Below are 20,750 nucleotides of genomic sequence, written 5' to 3'. Positions count from 1 at the left end.
GCGGGTCAGCCCGCCCACTGGGGGGTGAACTCGTCGACATTGGCCTGGGTGATCAGGCCGTCGTCGACCAGGGACGTGGTCACGTCGATCCCCCCGTCGTCGGTGCCGTCGAGGGCGTTCATCATCGCCTCGAAGGCCTGGTGGCCCTCCGTCTCGGGCGCACCGGCGACGTCGCCCCACCAGGTGCCGTCCTTGAGCCCCGCGATCGCCGGCTCCGAGCCGCCGACGCCGATGAGCTTGACGTCGGTCTTGCCGGCGGCCTTGAGCGCGAGGTGGGCGCCGCGGATCTGCTGGTCGCCCGTGCCGACGAGGACGTCGAAGGCCGGGTGGGCCTGGAGGATGTCCTGGGTCGCCTTCTTCGGCTCGTCGGTGCCCAGGAAGCCGCCCTGGCCCTCGGCGATGACGGTGATGCTCGGGTGCGCTCCGATCTGCTCGTCGAAGGTGCTCCGCAGCGCGGTGTCGAACGGGGTGCCCTTCTGGCCGTACATGAAAACCACCCGGCAGGGGTCGAGGTCGGCGCAGGCGTCGACGGTCAGCTTGCCGACCCGCTCACCGGTCGCGGTCGGCGGCGCCAGCACGGACGCCGAGACGCCCGGGACCTGCGGGTCGGCGGTGTCGAGCTCGGTACCGATGATCTGGTTGAGCACGACGACCTTCAGCCCCGCCTTGATGGCCTTCTGCAGCGCGGGGATGACCCCGGCGCCGTCGACGGTCGCGATGATGATGCCCTTGTACTGACCGGACGAGATGACGTCCTGGACCTGCTTGGCCGCGGCCCCCGGCGTGAACTTGGCGTCGAAGGTGGTGATCTCGACGTTGTTCTTCTTCGCGTCCTCCTGCATCGCCTTGCCCGAGGCGGTCAACCAGGTGTTCGCGGCGCTCGCCGTGAGGTAGGCGATCTTGACCGGTCCGTCCCCCGAGTCAGACTTCCCGCTGACGGCACAGCCGCTCGCCATCGCCAGCGCGAGGGACGCGGCGGAGATGCCGGCGACGGCGCGAGCTCGGATCCTCATGTCTGCTCCTATCGATCTCCTCGCCTCCTGCGAGGGTTGCCCGACAGTAGGAGCGGCTCCGGAGCGACGACAGGTGCAGAATGCACACCCGCGTGCCGGGCACTGCTGCGGCGCGCACTCGAGACAGAAAACGGCAACGGACCGGCCGCCATCGACGTGATGGCGGCCGGTCCGTTGTCGCCGTGCTGGTGTCAGTCCCCCAGCGTCTTGACGAGGAAGTCGGTGAGGTTCCGGCTCAGCACCGACCGCGCCAGGTCCGGCCCGAACCGGCGCTCGCCGGCCTCGGCCAGGCCCGGGAAGTCGGACGGACGCTGGAGCCCCACCGTCTGCGGGATCTGGGTCCAGTCCACGAGCAGGCCGGTGAACACCGGATCGACGACCTCGACCACGTCGTCGATGAAGTCGGTGCCGAGCCCGACGCGCTCGGGCCCCAGGACGCCGATCGCGTGCTCGACGTGGTCGAGGAACCGCTCCACGGTCGGCTCGCCGTCGGTCAGGAACGGCCCGAAGGCGTTGATGGCGACGAACCCGTCGGCTGCCCTGACGGCGCGGAGCTGCTCGTCGCTGAGGTTGCGCGGATGGTCGGCGAGCGCCCGGCACGAGGAGTGCGACGCGATGAACGGCTTGCTCGCCACGTCGAGCAGGTGGAAGAAGCCCGCCTCCGACAGGTGGGAGACGTCGACCAGCATGCCCACGTCCTCCATCCGGCGCACGGCGTCGACGCCGAGCTGGGTGAGCCGGCCTCCGGTGTCCTGCTCGCCCACGCCGTCAGCCATCATCGTGCGGCGGTTCCACGAGAGCGAGCACATCCGCACGCCCTCGCGCCACATCACGTCGATCAGCTCGAGCGAGTGCCCGATCGGCTCGGCGCCCTCGATGGCCAGCAGCAGCGCGATCCTGCCGTCCTCCTCGGCCTCACGGATCTCACGGCCGTTCGTCACGATGGTCACCTCGTCGGCGTGCACCTCGGCCAGGTGACGCGCCTCCTCGATCATCAGCAGCGCACGGCGCAGCGCGCCCTCGCCGACGAACTGCTCCTCGGTGCAGACGGGGAGCACCTGGAGCGCGACCCCGCCCGCCCGCAGCTGCGGGAGCCAGAAGTCGCCGAACGGGTCGGCCTGGCCACGCTCGCGCTGGTGCCGCACCGACATCAGCAGGTCGTTGTGGCAGTCGGCGATCGGGTGGCGGACGGCGCTCATGACCGCTCCCCCGCCGTCTGGAGCACCCGGTCGAGGGCCGCGCCCTGGTAGTACAGGAAGGCCTCGGTCATCCGGCCTCCGCGCACGGTGACGACCGAGCAGCCCGGGACGTCGAGGGGCTCGACGGCCGAATCGGCGGAGGTGCCCCGCATGCGCCACCGAGCGACGACCCGGTCACCGGCGCCGATGATCTCGTCGACCTCACGCCGGTAGTCCGGGTAGACGCCGATCAGGTGCTCCATCGCGCGCAGGTCGTCCTCGGCCGAGCCGACGGCCCGGACCCCGTTGACCTGGACGGTGAGGTCCTCGGCGATCAGCGCCGCCATGGCCACGTAGTCGCGAGCGTTCTCGGCCGCGTTGTACGCCAGCCAGGTCGCCGCGCCCTCCGTCGGCGCGCTCATGCGATCAGCGGGCCGGCGGCCTTGACCTGCACCCGGCAGGCCTGACCGGGCACGTACGACAGCGGGACCTCCTGGACGGCGGTGATGCGCACCTTCCGCGGGTCCGCACCCGAGCGGGTGGCCGCGTCGATGGCGAGGGAACGCGCCTCCTCCAGGCACGCCTCGCGGCCGCGGTCCTCGTAGCGGAAGACCCGGTCGATCGCACCCGAGGCCTCGGCGATCGCCGCGCCGTAGGCGTTCGCGACCGCGTGGTTCTCGGGACGGACCACCTCGGTGACACCCGGCACCACGTCGGGCACCAGGTGCGAGCCGCCGCCGACCGCGATCAGCGGAAGCGCGTGCCGGCTCGCCTTCATCCGGTCGGCCATGATGCGGATCTGCTCGTCGACCCAGGCCAGCGTGCTCTTGACCGTGGCCTCGGAGACGGACCCGGCCAGGTCGGCGTCACCGAAGCCGGTCAGCCGGCCCGCGCGGGTCGAGATGTCGGAGAGCGTCACCGTACGCCCACCGCGGACCAGGGCCTCGGTCACGACGCCGTAGCCGACGGAGTCGGGACCGACCACCACGTCGGTCCCCTCGCCACGGACGACGGTGCCGCCGCCGAGGCCGATCGAGATGAGGTCGGGCATGCGGAAGTTCGTGCGGACGCCACCGACCTCGATGGCAGCGGTCGACTCCCGCGGGAACCCGTCGACCAGGATGCCCACGTCGGCGGAGGTGCCGCCCACGTCGACCACGAGCGCATCGGAGAGCCCCGCCAGGGAGCAGGCCCCGCGCATGGAGTTCGTCGGCCCCGAGCCCAGGGTGAGGACCGGGAACTGCGCCGCAGCCTCCGCGGTCATCAAGGTCCCGTCGTTCTGGGTGAGGAAGGAGTCGATGTCGAGGCCGTTCTGGAGCAGCGCGGCGTGGAAGCCGGCGACGACATTGCGCGCGACGCCGAGGAGCGAGGAGTTCAGGATCGTCGCGTTCTCGCGCTCCAGCAGGCCGAGCGCGCCGACCTGGTGGCTGAGCGAGACCGCGAAGTCCGGGCCCAGCTCCTCGGCGAGGATCTGGGCAGCGCGCAGCTCGTGGTCGTTGCTCGCCGGCGAGAACGGTGCCGACACGGCGACCGCGGCGACCTGGCCGCCCGCGCACTGACCGGCGAAGCGCCGTACGGCGTCCTCGTCGAGCGGAGCGATCTCGGAGCCGTCGAACTCGTTGCCGCCGCCGACGATCTCGGCCGGTCCCATGATGGTCTCGAGGAGGTCCTTCGGCCAGGAGACACCGGGACGCACGCCCAGCGAGGCGGGCGCCGCCAGCCGCAGCACGCCGACCCGCTGGAGGTCGCGGCGCTGGATGATGGCGTTGGCCGGGTGCGTCGTACCGAGCATCGCCTGGGTGATCTGCGTGCGGTCGACGTCGGCGATCACCTTCGACAGCGACTCCTTGATCCCGTCGAACGGGTCAGGAGTGGTGGCGGACTTGGTGGCCGCGACGACCTTGCCGTCCGCGTCCACCACGACAGCGTCGGTGTTGGTGCCGCCGACGTCGATTCCGATCTTGAGCGACATGGCGATCAACCTTTCAGGGGCGTGTAGTCGGCGTCGTAGCCGAAGGCGGCAGGACCAACGATGTCGAGCATCCCGTCCCGCTTCCAGCCTTCGGCACAGGGAATCCCGAGGACCCGGACGCGCTGGCCGTAGGCCAGCGCCTCGGTCGTGATCGGCTCGGAGGTCTCGTGGTCGAGCATGCAGATGAGGTCCGGCGGCGTGACGACCGGCCGGCCGTCCTCGACGGCGAGCAGGAGCTCGTTCTGGATCTCGATCTGCAGGGTGCGCGACGGGTCGGCGAACGCCTCGACGACCACGGTGCCGCGCGCGAACCCGGTCGTCGTACGACGGTCGAGGTCGATGATCTTGCCCTCGAAGATGATCACGCCCTCGGTGAAGTCGAGGAACCGCTCCCAGGCGCCCTCCTCGTGGCTCTGGACGGCGTGCAGCAGCCCGCCGACCTCGTGGCAGTAGGTCAGCGAGCCCGGGATCGCGGCGTCCTTGGCCTGCGCCACCGTCATCGGGTACGACGCGAGCGCGTTCGTCAGGCCGAGCATCATCGCCGAGCCGCGCGCGAGCTTCTCGCTGACCTGGTTGCTGATCGTCTCGAACGCGAGCTTGTTGCCCTTCTCGTCGGCCAGGCTCATCGGCGAGGCCGAGATCCCGCCCAGCGTGAAGGTGGTCATCTCGATCTGCGGGAACGCCCGCCGCATGCCGTCGGCATCGACGCACGGGATGCCGATCTCCGAGGCCACCGCCAGCGGGACGAGCGTGTTCATGCCACCGACCTCGACGGGGATGATCGCGTCCAGCTTGCGTCCCAGGTAGGACTCGAGGGCGCGCACGGCCTCGATGAACTCCCGCCCCGAGGGGATCTTCTCGATGATCACCGTGGGTGCGCCGATCACGGCGACGGTGGCGATCATCGCGTCGTCGGGCAGGTCCTCGAGCCCGACGATCTCGATGGGTCCGTTGTCGATGATGGCCTGCTCGACCATCAGCTTCGCGATGAACGGATCTCCTCCGCCACCGTTGGCCAGCAGCGTGGCACCCAGCGTCAGCTGGTCCAGCGCATCCAGTGCGAGTTGTCGCATGTAGCGGTCGTCCTCTCTGTCCCAGCACCCGCCCGAAGGCGGTCGCCCGATCCGGTTGGACTGGTCCCGGCCGGGACGAGTCGAGTCGGACGCTAGGCACAGCCCGGGAGCGAGGCGATGAGCGATCTGCCCCCATTCCCCGCCTTCGGCAGTGCGCCGTGCCCATCGTTGCGCGCGACGGACTCCACGAGTCTGGGCACGTGAGCCAGACCCCCGCCGCTACGGCCCTTCTCGCGTTGTCCCGGGACGACGTCGTCGACCTGCTCTCCTTGACCGAGGCGATCGCGACCCAGCGTGCGGCCTTCGTCGGCCTCGCGACCGGGGAGGCCTACCTGGCGCCCCGCATCCTGTCCGGCGGCGCTCACGACGACACCACGTTCGTGTACGTCGCGCGGCTCTCGCCGGAGGCCGGTGTGGTCACCAAGATCGGGAGCGTCGTCCCCGGCAATGCGGACCGCGGCCTGCCCACGATCCACGCGCTCGTCGTCGCGGTCGACCCGCTCACCGGTCGCCCCGCGGCGCTGCTGAACGGCGAGGCGGTCACCGAGCTCCGCACGGTCGCGGCGTCCATGCTCGCCGCGCAGACCCTGCGGCCGGGCGGCGTGGCGCACCGGATCGCCCTCGTCGGCTACGGCCGGCAGGGCCGCGGCCACGGCGCCGCTGCGCGACGGCTCTTCCCCGACGCCGAGATCACCTTCTGGGACCCGGTCGCCACGGGCGACGACGAGGAGCACCGCATCGGCCGCGCCGGTTCCGCCCAGGACGCGGTGGCCGGCGCCGACCTGGTCATCACGTGCACCACCAGCACCGAGCCCGTCATCGCGGCCGACTGGCTGGCCGACGGCGCGACCGTCATCAGCGTGGGCTCGTTCGGTCCGCAGCACCGCGAGGTGGGCGACGACGTCCTCTCCCGGGCGAGCGTCGTCGTCGACCACGCGGCCACCGCCGTCGAGCAGGCCGGTCCGGTCCGGCACGCGATCGCGACCGGCGCCCTGGCCGTGGACGACGTCCGCTCGCTGGGCGAGGCGATCGTCGACGGCTACACCCGGCCGGCCGACCGGACCTGGACGTACTACAACACCGTCGGGATCGGCATCCAGGACGCCGCCGTCACCGCCGCGCTCCTGGAGCGGGCCGCGGCGGCGGGCGTGGGAAGTCTCCTCCCGTGGTGACCCCCCGCTCGCTCCGGCCGCAGGGCGACGCCTCGGACGTGGTCGTGATCGGCGGCGGCGTCGTCGGGCTGTCGACCGCGCTGCACCTGCGCCTCGGGGGCGCCGAGGTGACCCTCGTCGAGGCCGGGCCGATCGGCGCCGGTGCGTCGCGCCGCAATGCGGGTTGGCTCGTCCCCTCCATGTGCGAGCCGGTCCCGTCTCCCGCCGGCCTCCGGACGGCGCTGCGGTGGCTCGGCCGCCGCGGCGGGCCGCTCAAGGTCGGCTTCGAGCCGTCCTGGTCGTACCTCACGTTCCTCACCCGGATGCTCCTCGCCTCGCGCACCTCCCCCTACCAGCGCGGTCTCGCGGCGACCGCGGCCCTGGCGTCGCACGCGATCGACGCGTTCGACGAGCTGGCCGCGCTGGGGATCGAGTTCGAGCGGCACCGGGACGGCGTCCTCCTGCTGTTCGTCCAGGAGCACGGCATCCAGCCCCATCTCGACGACCTCGCCGCCATCGAGCGGTACGGGTTCCCCCGCGCAGAAGCGCTGACGGGACGCGACGTCCGCGACCTCGAACCCACGGTGGGACCGGGGGTGATCGGCGGGATCCTGTGCCCCGGGGACGAGCGCGTCGACCCCGACTCCCTCACCGACGCCCTCGCCGCCCGGTGCATCGAGGCAGGTGTCCGGATCCGGACCGACGCGCCCGTGACCGAGATCGCGGCCGGGCGCGGCGGTACGACCGTCGTCGCGGGCGGCGTCCGGCACCGGTCCGGGTCCGTGGTCCTCGCCGCCGGCGTCGGCACCCGCCGGCTCGCGGCGCAGCTGGGGATCCGGGTCAACATCCGGGCCGGCAAGGGCTACGGCTTCGACTACGGGCCGGCGCCGCTGGGACTTCGCCGCGCGGTGTACCTGAGCGACCACAAGGTCGCCGTCACCCCGCTCGACCGGGGCATCCGGCTCGCCGGCACGATGGAGTTCGGCGCGGAGGACCTGCGCGTCGACGAGCGCCGCGCCGCCGCCATCCCGGCGGCCATGGCGCACTACTTCCCCACGTGGCCGGCGTCCCGGCCCCGGCCGTGGACGGGCCTGCGGCCCATGACGTCCGACGGGCTCCCGGTGATCGGGCGGGTCTCCCCCGCGCCCGTGTACGTCGCCGCCGGGCACGCCATGCTCGGCGTCACCCTGGGGCCGCTGACCGGGAAGCTCCTCAGCGAGTCGATCCTCACCGGCACCGAGCCCGCGCTGCTCCGGCCGTTCGGCCTCGACCGGTTCCAGGTCCTCCCGCACCGGGACCGCTCGTCCGTCGCCGAGGGCGTGCCGTGGGGCTGATCGCCACCTACCACGAGTCGCCGGCCTTCCGGCAGGCCTTCGCCAGGTGCACGGCCTTCGTCGTCCGCCACGACGGGCGCAGCCCCCGCCAGGTGTACGCCGACCTGGCCGGCGACTGCGAGCGGCTGGGCATCGAGCACTGGGACGTCATGGCCGAGGGCGGCGCGGTGACGCGCCTGGAGGACGCGGTGCGCGGGCTGCTGGGCACCGAGGCGGCCGCCGTCTTCCCCAGCGGCGTGATGGCCCAGCAGGCGGCGCTGCGCGTCCACGCGGACGACACGGGCAGCCGCCGGGTCGCCGTACCGGACCTCAGCCACCTGCTGGTCCACGAGGAGGACGGTCCACGGATCCTCCAGGGCCTGCGGTTCGAGCACCTGACGACCGGCTGGGAGACGCCGACGGCACGACACCTCGACGCGATCCCGGGCCGGCTGGCGGCGGCCGTGGTCGAGCTGCCCCTGCGCGACGGCGGGAGCATCCTGCCGTCGTACGCCGACCTGGAGCGGCTCGCCGCGGCCTGCCGCGGGCGCGGGGTGCGGCTGCACCTCGACGGTGCCCGGATCTGGGAGAGCCAGGCGTGGTTCGGCCGGCCCCTGGCCGACGTGGTCGCGCTCGCCGACAGCGTCTACGTCTCGCTCTACAAGGGGCTCGGCGGCCTGTCCGGCGCGGTCCTCGCCGGCCGCGCGGACTTCGTCGCCCAGGCCCGGCTCTGGCGACGGCGCCTCGGCGGGACCCTCTACCGCACCACTGACGCCGTCGCGGGTCTGGCCGGGCTGGAGCGCATGCTGCCCCGCATCCCGGACACCGTGCGCTGGGCCCGCGCCCTCGCTGCCGCCCTGCCGCCGGAGGTCCGGGTGTTCCCCGCCGTGCCCCACACGAGCTCGTTCGTGCTGTTCGCCGACCGCGACCCCTCGTCCGTCAACGCCCGCCTGGTCGCGCACATGGCCGCCACCGGCACCGCGCTCACCCGCTCGTGGCGCTCCTACGACGGGTCCGGCGTCGCCATGACCGAGCTGACCGTCGGCGTCGGCGCGCTCGCCCTCGACCCGCACGAGGTCGCCCGCGCGATCGCCGCCGCAGTCGTTGGCCCGCCCCCGTCCTGACCCACCCCTGAGACCGCCGAGGGCGGTCGCCCACCCCAACCCGAGGAGAGAGCATGACCACCACCGAGAAGAAGCCCTGGCACGGGGTCTACGTCGCGACGGCGCTCGCGTTCACCGACGACCTCGAGGTCGACCACGACGCCTATGCCGACCACGTGCGCTGGCTCGCGGAGAACGGCCTGCACGGCGTGACGCCGAACGGCTCGCTCGGCGAGTACCAGACGCTCACCCCCGAGGAGCGGGCTCGGGTGGTCGAGACGGCCGTGGCGGCTGCGCCCGACGGCTTCGGCGTGATGCCCGGGGTCGCGGCGTACGGGGCCCGGGAGACGTGCCGCTGGGTGGACCACGCCGCGCAGGCCGGCGCGGCGTCGGTGCTGATGCTGCCGCCCAACGCCTACCGGGCCGACCGCGCCACGGTCGTCGAGCACTACCGCGAGGCGGCCAAGGTCGGCCTCCCGATCGTCGCCTACAACAACCCCTTCGACACCAAGGTCGACCTGACGCCCGGCCTGCTCGCCGAGCTCCACGCCGAAGGACTGATCGTGGCCGTCAAGGAGTTCACCGGCGACCCGCGCCGGGCGTACGAGATCCGCGAGCTCGCCCCCGAGCTCGACCTCCTCGTCGGCACAGACGACGTGCTCGTCGAGCTCGGCCTCGCCGGTGCCGTGGGCTGGATCGCCGGCTACCCCAACGCGCTGCCGGCCGCGAGCCTGGAGCTGTACGAGCTCGCCACCTCCGGCGACGTCGCGGACCTCGAGAAGGCGCTGCCGCTCTACCGCGACCTCCACTCCCTGCTCCGCTGGGACTCGCGCACCGAGTTCGTGCAGGCCATCAAGCTCTCCATGGACGTCGTGGGCCGTCGCGGTGGCCCCTGCCGGCCGCCGCGGCTCGCGCTGCCCGAGGACACCCGGGCCGAGATCGTGCGGGCGACCGAGGCCGCGCTCGCCCTGGGCTACCGCTGACCATGAGCACGGGGAGCGCGGAGAGCACGGAGAGCGCGGTGTCGCTGGTGCCGGACACCCGGCCCGAGGAGGTCGATGACGTCGTCCGTGCGGCGGCGCGCAGCGCGACCGTCTGGTCGGCGTCGCCCCGGTCCGTGCGCGCCGCGCTGCTGGAGGCCGTGGCCGACGCCCTCGGCTCGGCACGCGAGGCGCTGCTCCCGCTCGCCCACCGGGAGACCCGCCTCCCGGTGGACAGGCTCGGCGCCGAGCTGGACCGGACGACCTTCCAGCTCCGGCTGCTCGCCGCCGCGGTGCGCGACGGCGGCTACCTCGGCGTCCGCGTCGACCCTGCCGACGACCAGTGGCTCGCGGGAGCGCCCCGGCCCGACCTGCGTCGTACGCGGGTCCCGCTGGGGCCGGTCGTGGTCTTCCCGGCGAGCAACTTCCCCTTCGCGTTCGGCGTCGCGGGAGGTGACACGGCGTCGGCCCTCGCCGCGGGCTGCCCGGTGATCGTCAAGGCCCACCCCGGGCACCCCGGGCTCTCGGCCGCCCTCGGCGAGGTCGTGCGGGCGGCGCTGGCGTCCTGCGCGGCACCCGACAGCCTGTTCCAGGTGGTCTTCGGGCGGCAGGCCGGGGTGGACGCGCTCGCCCACCCCCTCGTCCGGGCCGGGGCCTTCACCGGCTCGATCGCCGGCGGTCGCGCCCTCCTCGACGTCGCGAACGGCCGCTCCGAGCCGATCCCGTTCTTCGGCGAGCTGGGCAGCGTCAACCCGGTCTTCGTCACGGCCCGCGCGGACGCCGACCGGGGAGCCGAGCTCGCCGCCGGCCTCGTCGGGTCGTTCACCCTCAGCGCCGGACAGCTGTGCACGAAGCCGGGCGTCGTCCTCGCCCCGGCCGGCGGCCGGCTGGTCGAAGCGGTCCGGCGGTCCCCGCTGCCGCCGGCCGCGCCGATGCTCAACGACCTGGTCGAGGCGGGCTACCTCGCCCGGCTCGCGGAGCTGCGCTCGGCGCCCGGCGTCCGGGTCTTGGCCGGGGACGGCTCGCCGACGGCGTCGCAGCCCGGTCCGGTCGTCCTGACGGTGCCGTCGTCCGCGCTGCGGCACTCCGCCGGCGTCCTGCTCGAGGAGTGCTTCGGGCCCAGCACCCTCGTCGTGGAGTACGCCGACCAGCAGGAGCTGCTGCCCCTCGCGACCGGCCTCGCCGGCCAGCTGACCGCCGGCGTCTTCGCCGACGAGGACGACCCGACCGCCGGCGACCTCGTCGGCGCGCTGACCGCGAAGGCCGGGCGCATCCTGTGGAACCAGTGGCCCACCGGCGTCGCGGTCACCCATGCCCAGCAGCACGGCGGCCCCTATCCCGCGAGCACCGCCGCGGGGACCACCTCGGTCGGCACGGCCGCGATCGAGCGCTTCACGCGGCCGGTCACGTACCAAGGCCTTCCGGACGGCCTCCTGCCACCCGAGCTGAGGGCCGCCTCGTCGGTGCCCCGGCACCTCGACGGCTCCTACGTCACGGCACGATCGTGACGCCCGAGAGCGACCCGGTCGACCCGATCGACCAGGCCCTGGCCGGGCTGTCCGGGCCGGCCGGCCTGCGCTTGATCGCGACCGGCGACACCCCCGACGACTCGACCCCGTGGCTAGCCGGCGCGACCGCCGAGGAGGCACGGGCGTGGGGTGGCGAGGCTGCCCAGCGCTCGTCCGCCGCCCCCTCGCCGGCCGTCGACCTGACCCGGGCCGAGCCGGCGCTGCTCCCGGTCGCGCTGGAGGGCGTCCTCGACCAGGGGTACGACGGCGACGTGGTCGTCACCGCCCCCACCACCGCGGCCCCGCTCCTCGAGCGAGCCCACGCCGTCTCCCGAGCCGTCCGGCTCACCCGCCGGATCGTCGACGCCCGCGCCAACCAGTGCCCGCCGCCGCGCTTCGCCGAGGTCGCCGAGGCCCTCGCCCGTACCCACGGACTGGGCTACCGGCTGAGCGGCCCGGACCGGCTCCGCGACCTCGGCATGGGCGGGATCCTCGCCATCGGCACCGGGTCGACCGAGCCGGCGCTGATGGTCGAGCTGTGGTCGACCCCCGGCCGGACGCCCGGCGACACCCCGGCGCCCGGCTCCGTCGCACTCATCGGCAAGGGCGTGACCTTCGACAGCGGCGGCCTCTCGCTGAAGCCGCCCGCTGCCCAGGTCGGCATGCACACCGACAAGGCAGGCGCCGCGACCGTCCTCGGCGCCTTGTCGGCCCTCGCCGCGCTGGACGTGCCCGTACCCGTGCACGCCGTCCTCCCGGTCGTCGAGAACCTGCCCGGCCCGGGCGCGGTCCGCCCCGGCGACGTCGTCACGACCCGCAACGGGCTCGGCGTCGAGATCGTCGACACGGACTTCGAGGGCCGCGTGATCATGGCCGACGCCCTCGCCTGGGCCGCCGAGCACCGGCCCCGCGCGGTGCTCGACATCGCGACCTTGACCTACCAGGCGACGATCGCCCTCGGCCCGTCGATCGGTGCGCTGATCGCCCGCGACCGTGCCCTCGGCGCACAGGTCCTCGCCGCCGCCGAGCGCTCCGGAGAGCCGCTGTGGGGCCTGCCCTGGGCCCCGCGGTACGCCGACCAGGTGCGGTCGTCGGCACCCGGAGCGACGGTCCGCAACCATCCCGGCACCGACACCGGCCGGGCCCTGACCGCCGCCCTCTTCCTCGGTGCGTTCGTCCCCGAGGACCTCCCGTGGGTCCACCTCGACGTCGCCGGGCCGGCCGTCAGCGGGTCCGGCGCCGACGCACGGGCCACGGGGTTCGGCGTACGGACGCTGGTCGAGCTGCTCCGCACGTGGGAGCCCGCACGATGACGCAGCACCGAGCCGGTCAGGGCTGGAGCCGGTCGAGGATCCGCACCCACGGCCCGTGCTCGTCGACGACGACCTGGGCCCGGACGTCGTACACGTCGGCGATGAGACCCGCCGTGAGGACCTCGGCCGGCTCGCCGGAGGCGACGACCCGGCCGGCGCTCAGCACGAGGAGCAGGTCGCAGTAGCGGGCGGCCAGGTGCAGGTCGTGCAGCGCGACGACCGAGGTCACCGGCTGGCGCCGGACCAGGGCCAGCAGCTCCAGCTGGTGGGCGACGTCGAGGTGGTTGGTCGGCTCGTCGAGGAGCAGCTCGCGCGGCTGCTGGGCGAGGGCGCGGGCGAGCTGGGCGCGCTGGCGCTCGCCGCCGGAGAGGGTGTCCCAGGAGCGGTCGAGGAGGTGGGTGATGCCGACCGATGCGGCCGCCTCGGTCACGGCCCGGTCGTCGCTCGCGTCGTGCGGGCGCCAGGGTCCCTGGTGCGGGATCCGGCCGAGCGCGACCACGTCGGCGACGGTCAGCGCGACGCTGGTGTCGGCGTGCTGGTCGACGACCGCGACCCGGCGCGCGAGCGTACGACGGCGCCAGTCCCGCAGGGGGAGGTCGTCAAGCGTCACCACCCCGGACGTCGTACGACGGGTGCCGGCGAGGAGCCGCAGCAGCGACGACTTGCCCGACCCGTTGGGCCCGAGCAGGCCGACGGTCGCCCCCTCGGGTACGTCGAGCGAGACCGCGTCGACGATGAGCCGGCCACCCTGGCGCCAGGTGACCTCGCGGGCGCGGAGACTCATGCGCGCCTCCCGCGGCGGCGCAGGATCAGCGCGAACGCCGGGACGCCGACGAGCGCGGTGATCACCCCGACCGGCAGCTCCTGCGGCTCGACGACGACCCGGGCGATCGTGTCGGCCCAGACCAGGAAGACGGCGCCGACCAGTGCCGTGACGGGGAGCAGTGCGCGGTGCCGCGGACCGACGACGGCGCGGGCCGCGTGGGGCAGCACGAGGCCGACGAAGCCGATCGCACCGGCGGAGGCGACGGCGACCGCGGTCATCGCCGCCGTCGTCACCAGCAGCACGGCGCGGGCCTGGCGGACCGAGACGCCCAGGGTGCCGGCGGCGTCGGCACCGAACGCGAACGCGTCGAGCGAGCGCGCCATCACCAGGCAGACCAGGGTGCCCAGGGAGACCACGACGACGACCAGCGCGGCGTCCGACCAGCGGGCGCCGCCGAGCGAGCCGAGCAGCCAGACGAGGACGCCGCGGGTCTGCTCCGGGTCGGCGGAGGTGAGCACGATGAACGACGTCAGCGCCGAGAACAGCTGGGTGCCGGCCACGCCGGCCAGGATCAGCTTGTCCGGGCCGGACCCGGCCGCCCAGGCGAGCAGCGCGACGAGCGCGAACGAGACGAGGGCGCCGACGAAGGCGCCGCCGGTCAGGCCGACGGTGCCGGCGCCGATCCCCAGCACGGCGACCGCGACGGCTCCGGTCGAGGCGCCCGACGAGATGCCCAGCACGAAGGGATCGGCGAGCGGGTTGCGCAGCAGCGACTGCAGCACCGCGCCGCACACCGCCAGTCCCGCACCGCACGCGGCCGCGAGGATGCTGCGCGGCAGGCGCAGCTCCCACACGATCGCCGCGCGGAGCGGGGAGAGGTCCGCGGGCGGCCCGCCGAGGTGCTCGCGGACCACGGCGACGACGTCCGGGACCGACAGGTCGGCCGGCCCGATCGTGATCGCCGTCGCCAGCGACAGGAGCACCAGGGCGGTGCCGGCGACGAGGGTCCCGGTCAGCCGCGGCAGGGAGGTCAAGCCACCCCGTAGACGACGAAGTCGTCGAAGAGCTGCCACACCGTCCCGTGCTCGGCGAAGCCCGCCTGGGCCAGTGCGGCCAGGCGGAAGCCGACCTCGCTCGGCTCGGGCGCCGGCCGGTCGGCGAAGCGCCGGTCCCGCTCGGCGGTCAGCTCGGCGTAGCCCGGACGCGCGGCGAGCTCGGTCCACCAGGTGTCCCACGGCTCGGCGCCGGCGGCGAACGCCGCCTCCTGGGTACGACGGTCGTGCGCAGCGGCCCAGGTCCGCAGCCGGGGCTGCCGGTCGTCGTACCGGAAGTGGTCGCCGTCGAGGAAGACGCCACCGTCGGCGAGCAGCGAGCGTGCGCCGCGGTAGGCGTCGACCAGCTCGCCCGGCGCGAGCCAGTGCAGCGCCGTCGTCGAGACCACGCCGGCCACGGGGGCGTCGCCCGCGTGGGCCCGGACCCGGTCGGTCCAGCCGGCGGAGGTCAGGTCGTCGTCGACGAAGAGCACGCGGTCGCCACCGGGGTGCTCCGCGGCGGCCTCACGGGCCAGCGCGAGCAGCGACGGGTCGTGGTCGACGCCGACCACGCGGACCTCGGGGAACCGCTCCAGCACCCGGAAGGACAGCGAGCCCGGCCCGCAGGCGAGGTCCACGACGACCGCAGGCGCACCGCCCGACTGGAGGTCCAGGACGTCGAGCATCGCGCCGAACCGGCCCTCGCGGTCGGCGATGTAGGCGGCCTGCTGGTCGTCCCAGCGCTTCAGGAGATCGAGGTTGCTCACGACGCCAGCCCCAGCTTCCGCAGGCCCGCGGCCAGCTGCTCGATGCCGTCGACGTTGCGGATCGACGGGTCCATGGTGGTGCCGTCGAGGATGATGTAGCGCTTCTCCTTGACGGCGGTCAGCCGGCTCGCGACCGGGTCGGACTCGAGGAAGGCGATCTTGGCCCTCGCGCTGTCGCCGTCGCCCCCGCGGCCGAGGTCGGCCAGCACGAGCACGGTCGGGTCCTTGTCGAGGATGCTCTCCCAGCCGATCTCGGGCCAGTACTGGTCGGACTCCTCGAAGGCGTTGGTCGCGCCGACCGCGCGGGTCATCAGGCCCGGCGCCCCGCAGCACCCGGCGATGTACGGCGACTTGGTCGCGGCGTACCACCAGGCGAGGGTGACCTCGTCGGCCCCGTCCGCGGGCTTGGCCGCCGCGGCCCGGTCCTGGAGGTCGGCGACGAGCGCCGCGCCCTTGTCCTCGACGCCGAAGAGCCGCGCCACGTCGGTGATCTCGTCGTACTGGTCCTGGAGGGTGAGCGCCTTCTTGACCTCGGCCTCCTGGCCGGCGCACTCGCTCGGCGACTGGTACGTCGGCACGCCGAGCCCGGTGAACCGCTCGCGGTCGGCGATCCCCTCGTCGGTGAACGTGTAGTCGAAGGTCGTGTAGAGGAAGTCCGGGTCCCGGTCGAGCACCGACTCGAACGACGGGAACTCGGCGGCGAAGGGCTTCACCTTGGCGCGCTCCTCCTCGAGCTCGGGGAGCACGCTGTCGTCGCTGATCGCGTAGCCGGTCATCCGGTCGCCCAGGCCGAGCGCGAGCAGCAGCTCGAGCGCGGGCTGGTTGACCGCGACCGCGCGCTCGATCGGCCGGGTGACCTCGACGTCGACGCCGCAGTTGGCGAGCGCGACGGGGTAGCCGCCGGCGGTGCTCGGGTCGGAGCCCGCATCGGTGCGGGCATCGGCGTCCCCGCAGGCGGTCAGCGCGCCCAGCAGCAGGACGCCGCTGAGGAGCGCGGCAGGGCGAAGAGGGGTGGGACGGAACATGGGGTGCTCACCATCGTCATCCGCAGACCCGGGTCGCGGGGCCTGTCCATCGGGTTCGCGCGGATCAGGACGGCCCGCGGAAGCCAGCAGGTCTTCGGACTCGGGATCAAGCAGGCGGAACGCCTTCCCGGACCATGCTCGGTCCAGTGGCTGCACGAGGTGCTGCTCCGCCCGTCACCCTCACCGCTGCGCGTCAGCTCCGGATTCGCACCGGATTCCCTGGCCGTGGTGGCTTGACTGGCACCGGCAGCGTAGCAGCGCTCATCGGCCACCCCGGAGCGTCCCCTGAGCCGAGCGGCCCGTGGCACACTGACCGCGCCGCCCGCAGCTCGAGGAGTGCCGATGCCCCAGTGGTCCGGTGACGGCCGCCTGCGTCCCGGCCTGCTCGAGATCGAGGGCCCCCTGGGCAGCCTGCCGCGGCACGCGCACCACTCCGTCCAGGTGGCGATCGCCCACCAGGGCTCGTTCGTGATCGAGGACGGCGACGGCCGGGAGCGGCGTACGGACGCGGCGATCGTCCCGGCCGACCAGACGCACGCGTTCCACGCCGACGGGGCGTGGGGCGTGGTGGCGCACGTCGAGCCCGCGTCGGCGCTGGGCGCCGAGCTGGCCGGGCTGGTCGACGATCCGGGCGATGCGGGCGCGTGGCACCGTGCCGGGCAGCGTCTGACGAACGGGCACCGCGCGTGGGCGGACGGGCGCCTCCAGGTCCCGGGAGGGCTGGAACCGCAGTCGCGTCACCCGGGCGTGGCCGCCGCCCTCGCCGTGCTCCGCGACGACCTGGACCAGCGGCCGGTCCGGCTCCGGGACGTCGCCGCGGCCGTCCACCTGTCCGAGAGCCGGCTGTCCCACCTCTTCGCCGACGACCTCGGCATCACCTTCCGGGCGTACGTCCGCTGGCTCCGGCTGCTGCGGGCGACCGCGGCGGTCGCCGAGGGGCGCTCGCTCACCGAGGCGGCGCACCTGGCCGGCTTCACCGACAGCTCGCACCTGACGCGCACCTGCCACCGGACGTTCGGGGGTCCGCCGACCGCGTTCGGCGCGATCCGCTGGGAGATCGTGGCGAGCTAGCAGGTTCGTCCAATCGTGGACCCGCGCGGAGCGGCGAGGCTCGGGGCGACCCGAGAGGACCTGCTCGTGACCGACTTCCCTACCTTCGACTCCTTCACGCTCGACGACGACGGGCCCCGGCTCGCCACCGTCCGCTGGACGCCGAGCGGACCACCGCGCGCCAGCGTCGTCGTCCTGCACGGCCTCGGCGAGCACGCCGCCCGGTACGACGGCACCGCCCGCCTCCTCACCCACGCCGGGTTCGCGGTGCTCGCCCTCGACCACGAGGGCTTCGGGCGCTCCGAGGGGCGTCGCGGCGACGTCCGCTATCCCCCGACAGCACGGGCCGTCGACCACCTCGTCGCGCGCGAGCGGGAGCGGACCGGCGGCGCGCCCGTCGTGCTCTACGGCCACAGCCTGGGCGGGCTCTACGCCTTCCTCTACGCCGCGGACCGGCCGGCGGCGGACCTGGCCGCGGTGGTCGTGACCGGACCCGCGTTCGACTCGGAGCTGCGGAGGCAGCGGCTCAAGGTGGCGGTGGTCCGGACGCTCGGGCGTGCTCTTCCGGGCCTGACGGTGCGCAACGGGCTGCGGTTCGAGCGGATCAACCGGGATCCCGATGTCGTCGCCGAGCGGTACGCCGACCCCCTGGTCCACGGGCGGGCGACCGCGCGCTTCGCGATCGACGTCCTGGCGCAGATGGAGCGGGTGCCGACGGCGGCGGCGCGGGTCGCCGTACCGCTGCTCGTGGTGCACGGGGACGCCGACCTGATCAACCCGATCGCCGCCAGCCGCGAGGTGGCCGGCCTCGTGCCGTCCGCGACGCTGCGGACCTGGCCGGGCGGCTTCCACGGGCTGGAGGACGAGCGCGAGGGGCCCGACGTCCTCGCCGAGGTCGTCGCCTGGATCGACCAGACGCTCGCCGAGCGATGAGAAGCAGCGCCGGCAGGAGTCCAATTGCCCCATGAGACCACTGCGGTACGCGATCAACGTGACCCTCGACGGCTGCTGCCACCACGAGGCCGGGATCCCGCCCGACGAGGAGTCGATGCGCTTCTGGACCGACGAGATGGAGCGGGCCGACACGCTGCTGTTCGGCCGGGTGACCTACACGATGATGGAGGCCGCGTGGCGCCGGCCCGAGAGCGGCGTGTGGCCCGACTGGATGGGCGCGTCGGAGACCCCGTTCGCCGAGGCGATCGACCGGGCGCCGAAGCACGTCGTGTCGAGCACGCTGAGCAGCGTCGACTGGAACGCCGAGCTGGTCCGGGGCGACCTCGAGCAGGCCGTACGCCGGCTCAAGGACGAGCCCGGCGCCGGCGTGTTCGTGGGCGGCGTGACGCTCCCCCTGGCGCTGGCGGACCTGGGGCTGATCGACGAGTACGTCTTCGTCGTCCAGCCGGTCCTCGCGGGGCACGGGCCGACGCTGATGGCCGGCCTGCGCGAACGCGTCGAGCTCGGGCTCGTCGACCGGCACGGGTTCCGGTCGGGGGCGGTCGCCCTGCGCTACCGGGCACGCCCCCGATAGCGTCCGGGGGTGGCCAGCTCCCGTCGTTCCAGCACGCGCCGGCGTCGTGCGTCCCCGCGGAAGGGCGAGACGCGGCCCCTGCCGTTCGTCGGCCCGGGCGAGCGGCTGTGGGTGCTCGACGTCCCCTACGGGACGCAGGTCGACGGCGCCACCTGGCACTCCGCCGTCAAGACCCACCTGTACGTCGGCCGCGCACTCCCCGCGCACCTGGAGCCCTACGCGCCCGGCCCCTACACGCTGGGCCGCTTCATCGAGAACAACCTCAACCCCGACCACCGCACCCCTGACCCCGAGCCGACCGAGGCGCTGGAGCCGCGGCGGATCCAGTTCGAGGCCGCCGACGCGATCGCGGCGCGCGCCGAGGCAGGTGGGCGGCTGTTCCTGCTGGCCGACGAGCCCGGCGTGGGCAAGACGATCTCGGCCGTCCTCGGGGCGGTGGCGGTCGGCGACCTGCGCGGCGCGCGGCGGGTGCTCGTCGTGGCCGACCGGCCCGCCGCGATCACGATCGGCCACTGGTGCCGCACGATCACGGCGCTCGGTGGCGACGGTCTCGAGTGGGTCGTGATCACCTGGGACCGCCTGGAGAAGGTCAAGGACCACACCTGGGACGTGATCATCGCGGACGAGGCCCACGCGCTGCGACGGACGACGACGAAGCGGTGGAAGCTCTGGGCGCGGATCTCGGGGCACGGCAAGCCGCACGACAAGGCGCCGTTCGTCATCGCGACGACCGCGACGCCCGGGCACACGCCGCTCGAGCTCCCCTACCTCGCCCCGGCGTACGCGCAGGCGCTCGGCGAGTCGATGAAGGAGTGGACGACAGCCACCCAGCCCGGCGCCACGTTCGCCGCGGCGCTGGAGCGCCACGGCGTCGGGGTGGACCAGGGCCGCTACGGCGCGACGTGGACCACCGACCCGACCCGCCGGGCCGCGGACCTCAAGCTGGTGCGCGGCTGGCTCGACGGGGAACGGCCGCCGGCGATGCTGCACCGCGCGGCACCGTGGGGTCCGGTGCCGATCTCGGGCATGCCGGTGGCGCTGACCCCGGCGGAGCGGGCGGCGTACGAGGCGGAGTGGGGCGAGTTCTGCCGCGAGATGGACGTCGCCCGGCGCGGCCGCAATGTCGCCAAGGGCCGCGCGGCGCTGCTGCGGTTCCGCCAGAAGGCCGGTCTGATCCGCGTCGACTCGACGGTGGACTGGATCGCCCAGCAGGTCCAGGCCGAGCGCCAGGTCGCGTGCTCCGTCGAGTTCGTCGCGACCGCCGCCGACCCGATCGCCGACCGGCTGCGCGACGCCGGCATCGAGGTCGCCAGCATCTACGGCCGCGGCCGGTTCGACGCCGAGGCCGAGCGCCTGCGGTTCCAGACCGGCGCGGCGAAGGTCTGCGTGTTCACCACCGTCGCGTCGATCAGCCTGCACGCGGGCGAGACCCTCGCCGACGGCCGCCAGGCGAGCACCGAGCCGCGGGTCGGTGTCTTCCACCAGGCCCGGTTCTCGGGCATCGCGGGACGCCAGGTGACCGGCCGCACCCACCGCGACCACCAGGTCTCGCCGTGGCACATCGCGTACGCCGAGGGCACCGTCGAGGAGCAGGTCGGCAAGGTCATGGTGGAGCGGATCGCGGCGGCGTCCGACACGGTGGGCAGCGACACCACCGGGCTCACCGACGTCGCCGAGCTCCTCGGGGCGGCGTGGCTCCCGGCCGCGACGCTGACCGAGGAATCGCAGTAGCATCGCCGGATGACGACTCCCCAGATCGGAGATGCCGCGGCGTAGCCCCGGCGCCGTCCGCCGGACGGCAACCTACGACTCCCGCGGCCGAGCGCAGGCCCCGTACCCGCTTCCGGCGGACGTCGCCGCCGCGCTCCGCAGGTGGGAGTGCGAGCGCGGCCTCTGGCCCGGCGAGACGCTTTCCTGGCTGTCCGCCTGGCAGCGCGTCTCGCGGCGACCCGCGGCGTGGGCTGCTCGGCCCGCCGAGA

The 20,750-nt window shown here is 74.1% G+C and carries 19 protein-coding genes and 1 riboswitch; of the genes, 10 read left to right on the top strand and 9 right to left on the bottom strand.

All coding sequences use genetic code 11. The annotated features are described in order from the left end of the window. Positions 1 to 5: 5 nt before the first annotated feature. The 5 genes from CCO04_RS05185 to CCO04_RS05165 all read right to left on the bottom strand — a co-directional run bounded on the left by CCO04_RS05185 (position 6) and on the right by CCO04_RS05165 (position 5,236). Positions 6 to 1,013, bottom strand: coding sequence for a sugar ABC transporter substrate-binding protein (locus CCO04_RS05185; protein ID WP_215813053.1), 1,008 nt, complete (start codon positions 1,011 to 1,013; stop codon positions 6 to 8). Between the two features lie 191 nt (positions 1,014 to 1,204). Then, entirely contained in the window at positions 1,205 to 2,212 is a 1,008-nt protein-coding gene (locus tag CCO04_RS05180) for a dipeptidase (RefSeq protein ID WP_215813052.1), read from the bottom strand. Then, complete coding sequence (locus CCO04_RS05175; protein WP_215813051.1) at positions 2,209 to 2,613, bottom strand: nuclear transport factor 2 family protein; 405 nt, start codon at positions 2,611 to 2,613, stop codon at positions 2,209 to 2,211. The genes CCO04_RS05180 and CCO04_RS05175 overlap by 4 nt, the downstream gene beginning before the upstream one ends. Continuing rightward, positions 2,610 to 4,163 carry a hydantoinase/oxoprolinase N-terminal domain-containing protein gene (locus tag CCO04_RS05170; RefSeq protein ID WP_215813050.1) on the bottom strand — a complete coding sequence of 518 codons (1,554 nt, stop codon included), beginning with the start codon at positions 4,161 to 4,163 and terminating at the stop codon, positions 2,610 to 2,612. The genes CCO04_RS05175 and CCO04_RS05170 overlap by 4 nt, the downstream gene beginning before the upstream one ends. 5 nt (positions 4,164 to 4,168) lie before the next feature. Continuing rightward, positions 4,169 to 5,236 (bottom strand): DUF917 domain-containing protein, encoded by a 1,068-nt coding sequence (locus CCO04_RS05165; protein ID WP_215813049.1) that lies wholly within the window; start codon positions 5,234 to 5,236, stop codon positions 4,169 to 4,171. A gap of 200 nt (positions 5,237 to 5,436) precedes the next feature. Here CCO04_RS05165 and CCO04_RS05160 point away from each other — a divergent pair, with 200 nt between their 5' ends. From CCO04_RS05160 to CCO04_RS05135, 6 genes are read left to right on the top strand one after another with little or no spacing between them, the layout of a single operon-like run. Beyond that, positions 5,437 to 6,408: an ornithine cyclodeaminase family protein gene (locus tag CCO04_RS05160; protein WP_215813048.1), complete on the top strand. Its 972-nt coding sequence runs from the start codon at positions 5,437 to 5,439 to the stop codon at positions 6,406 to 6,408. Next, complete coding sequence (locus tag CCO04_RS05155; protein WP_215813047.1) at positions 6,402 to 7,721, top strand: FAD-binding oxidoreductase; 1,320 nt, start codon at positions 6,402 to 6,404, stop codon at positions 7,719 to 7,721. Before CCO04_RS05160 ends, CCO04_RS05155 begins: the two co-directional genes overlap by 7 nt. Further along, positions 7,712 to 8,824, top strand: a complete 1,113-nt coding sequence (locus CCO04_RS05150; RefSeq protein ID WP_215813046.1) for a low specificity L-threonine aldolase — start codon at positions 7,712 to 7,714, stop codon at positions 8,822 to 8,824. Before CCO04_RS05155 ends, CCO04_RS05150 begins: the two co-directional genes overlap by 10 nt. Before the next feature lie 53 nt (positions 8,825 to 8,877). Then, positions 8,878 to 9,786, top strand: coding sequence for a dihydrodipicolinate synthase family protein (locus CCO04_RS05145; RefSeq protein WP_215813045.1), 909 nt, complete (start codon positions 8,878 to 8,880; stop codon positions 9,784 to 9,786). Between the two features lie 2 nt (positions 9,787 to 9,788). Beyond that, positions 9,789 to 11,291, top strand: coding sequence for an aldehyde dehydrogenase (NADP(+)) (locus CCO04_RS05140; protein WP_215813044.1), 1,503 nt, complete (start codon positions 9,789 to 9,791; stop codon positions 11,289 to 11,291). Next, entirely contained in the window at positions 11,288 to 12,604 is a 1,317-nt protein-coding gene (locus CCO04_RS05135) for a leucyl aminopeptidase family protein (protein WP_215813043.1), read from the top strand. The genes CCO04_RS05140 and CCO04_RS05135 overlap by 4 nt, the downstream gene beginning before the upstream one ends. A 16-nt stretch (positions 12,605 to 12,620) precedes the next feature. Here CCO04_RS05135 and CCO04_RS05130 read toward each other — a convergent pair whose 3' ends face one another. Genes CCO04_RS05130 through CCO04_RS05115 form a run of 4 tightly spaced genes read right to left on the bottom strand, consistent with a single transcriptional unit; the run spans position 12,621 to position 16,193 of the window. Continuing rightward, the gene (locus CCO04_RS05130; protein WP_215813042.1) at positions 12,621 to 13,388 is read right to left on the bottom strand and encodes an ABC transporter ATP-binding protein; all 768 of its coding nucleotides are present in this window, start codon (positions 13,386 to 13,388) and stop codon (positions 12,621 to 12,623) included. After that, positions 13,385 to 14,404: an iron ABC transporter permease gene (locus CCO04_RS05125; RefSeq protein WP_252372784.1), complete on the bottom strand. Its 1,020-nt coding sequence runs from the start codon at positions 14,402 to 14,404 to the stop codon at positions 13,385 to 13,387. The genes CCO04_RS05130 and CCO04_RS05125 overlap by 4 nt, the downstream gene beginning before the upstream one ends. Beyond that, positions 14,401 to 15,168 (bottom strand): methyltransferase domain-containing protein, encoded by a 768-nt coding sequence (locus tag CCO04_RS05120; protein WP_308281133.1) that lies wholly within the window; start codon positions 15,166 to 15,168, stop codon positions 14,401 to 14,403. The genes CCO04_RS05125 and CCO04_RS05120 overlap by 4 nt, the downstream gene beginning before the upstream one ends. Beyond that, positions 15,165 to 16,193: an ABC transporter substrate-binding protein gene (locus CCO04_RS05115; RefSeq protein ID WP_215813041.1), complete on the bottom strand. Its 1,029-nt coding sequence runs from the start codon at positions 16,191 to 16,193 to the stop codon at positions 15,165 to 15,167. Before CCO04_RS05115 ends, CCO04_RS05120 begins: the two co-directional genes overlap by 4 nt. Before the next feature lie 67 nt (positions 16,194 to 16,260). Further along, a riboswitch (cobalamin riboswitch) is annotated at positions 16,261 to 16,456 on the bottom strand. Positions 16,457 to 16,535: 79 nt separating this feature from the next. On the opposite strand from CCO04_RS05115, the gene CCO04_RS05110 reads away from it, so the two are divergent. The 4 genes from CCO04_RS05110 to CCO04_RS05095 all read left to right on the top strand — a co-directional run bounded on the left by CCO04_RS05110 (position 16,536) and on the right by CCO04_RS05095 (position 20,502). Then, complete coding sequence (locus tag CCO04_RS05110; RefSeq protein WP_215813040.1) at positions 16,536 to 17,264, top strand: helix-turn-helix transcriptional regulator; 729 nt, start codon at positions 16,536 to 16,538, stop codon at positions 17,262 to 17,264. Between the two features lie 66 nt (positions 17,265 to 17,330). Then, a complete protein-coding gene (locus tag CCO04_RS05105; RefSeq protein ID WP_215813039.1) occupies positions 17,331 to 18,176 on the top strand; it encodes an alpha/beta hydrolase in 846 nt (281 codons plus the stop codon). A gap of 31 nt (positions 18,177 to 18,207) precedes the next feature. Further along, positions 18,208 to 18,771 (top strand): dihydrofolate reductase family protein, encoded by a 564-nt coding sequence (locus tag CCO04_RS05100; RefSeq protein WP_215813038.1) that lies wholly within the window; start codon positions 18,208 to 18,210, stop codon positions 18,769 to 18,771. Between the two features lie 9 nt (positions 18,772 to 18,780). After that, positions 18,781 to 20,502, top strand: coding sequence for a helicase (locus CCO04_RS05095; protein WP_308281132.1), 1,722 nt, complete (start codon positions 18,781 to 18,783; stop codon positions 20,500 to 20,502). Positions 20,503 to 20,750 lie beyond the last annotated feature (248 nt).

Origin of the sequence: Pimelobacter sp. 30-1 (genome assembly GCF_018831735.1) — a bacterium.
In the GTDB taxonomy this organism is placed as follows: Bacteria; Actinomycetota; Actinomycetes; order Propionibacteriales; family Nocardioidaceae; genus Nocardioides.
This window is presented reverse-complemented; position numbering and strand designations above follow the sequence as displayed.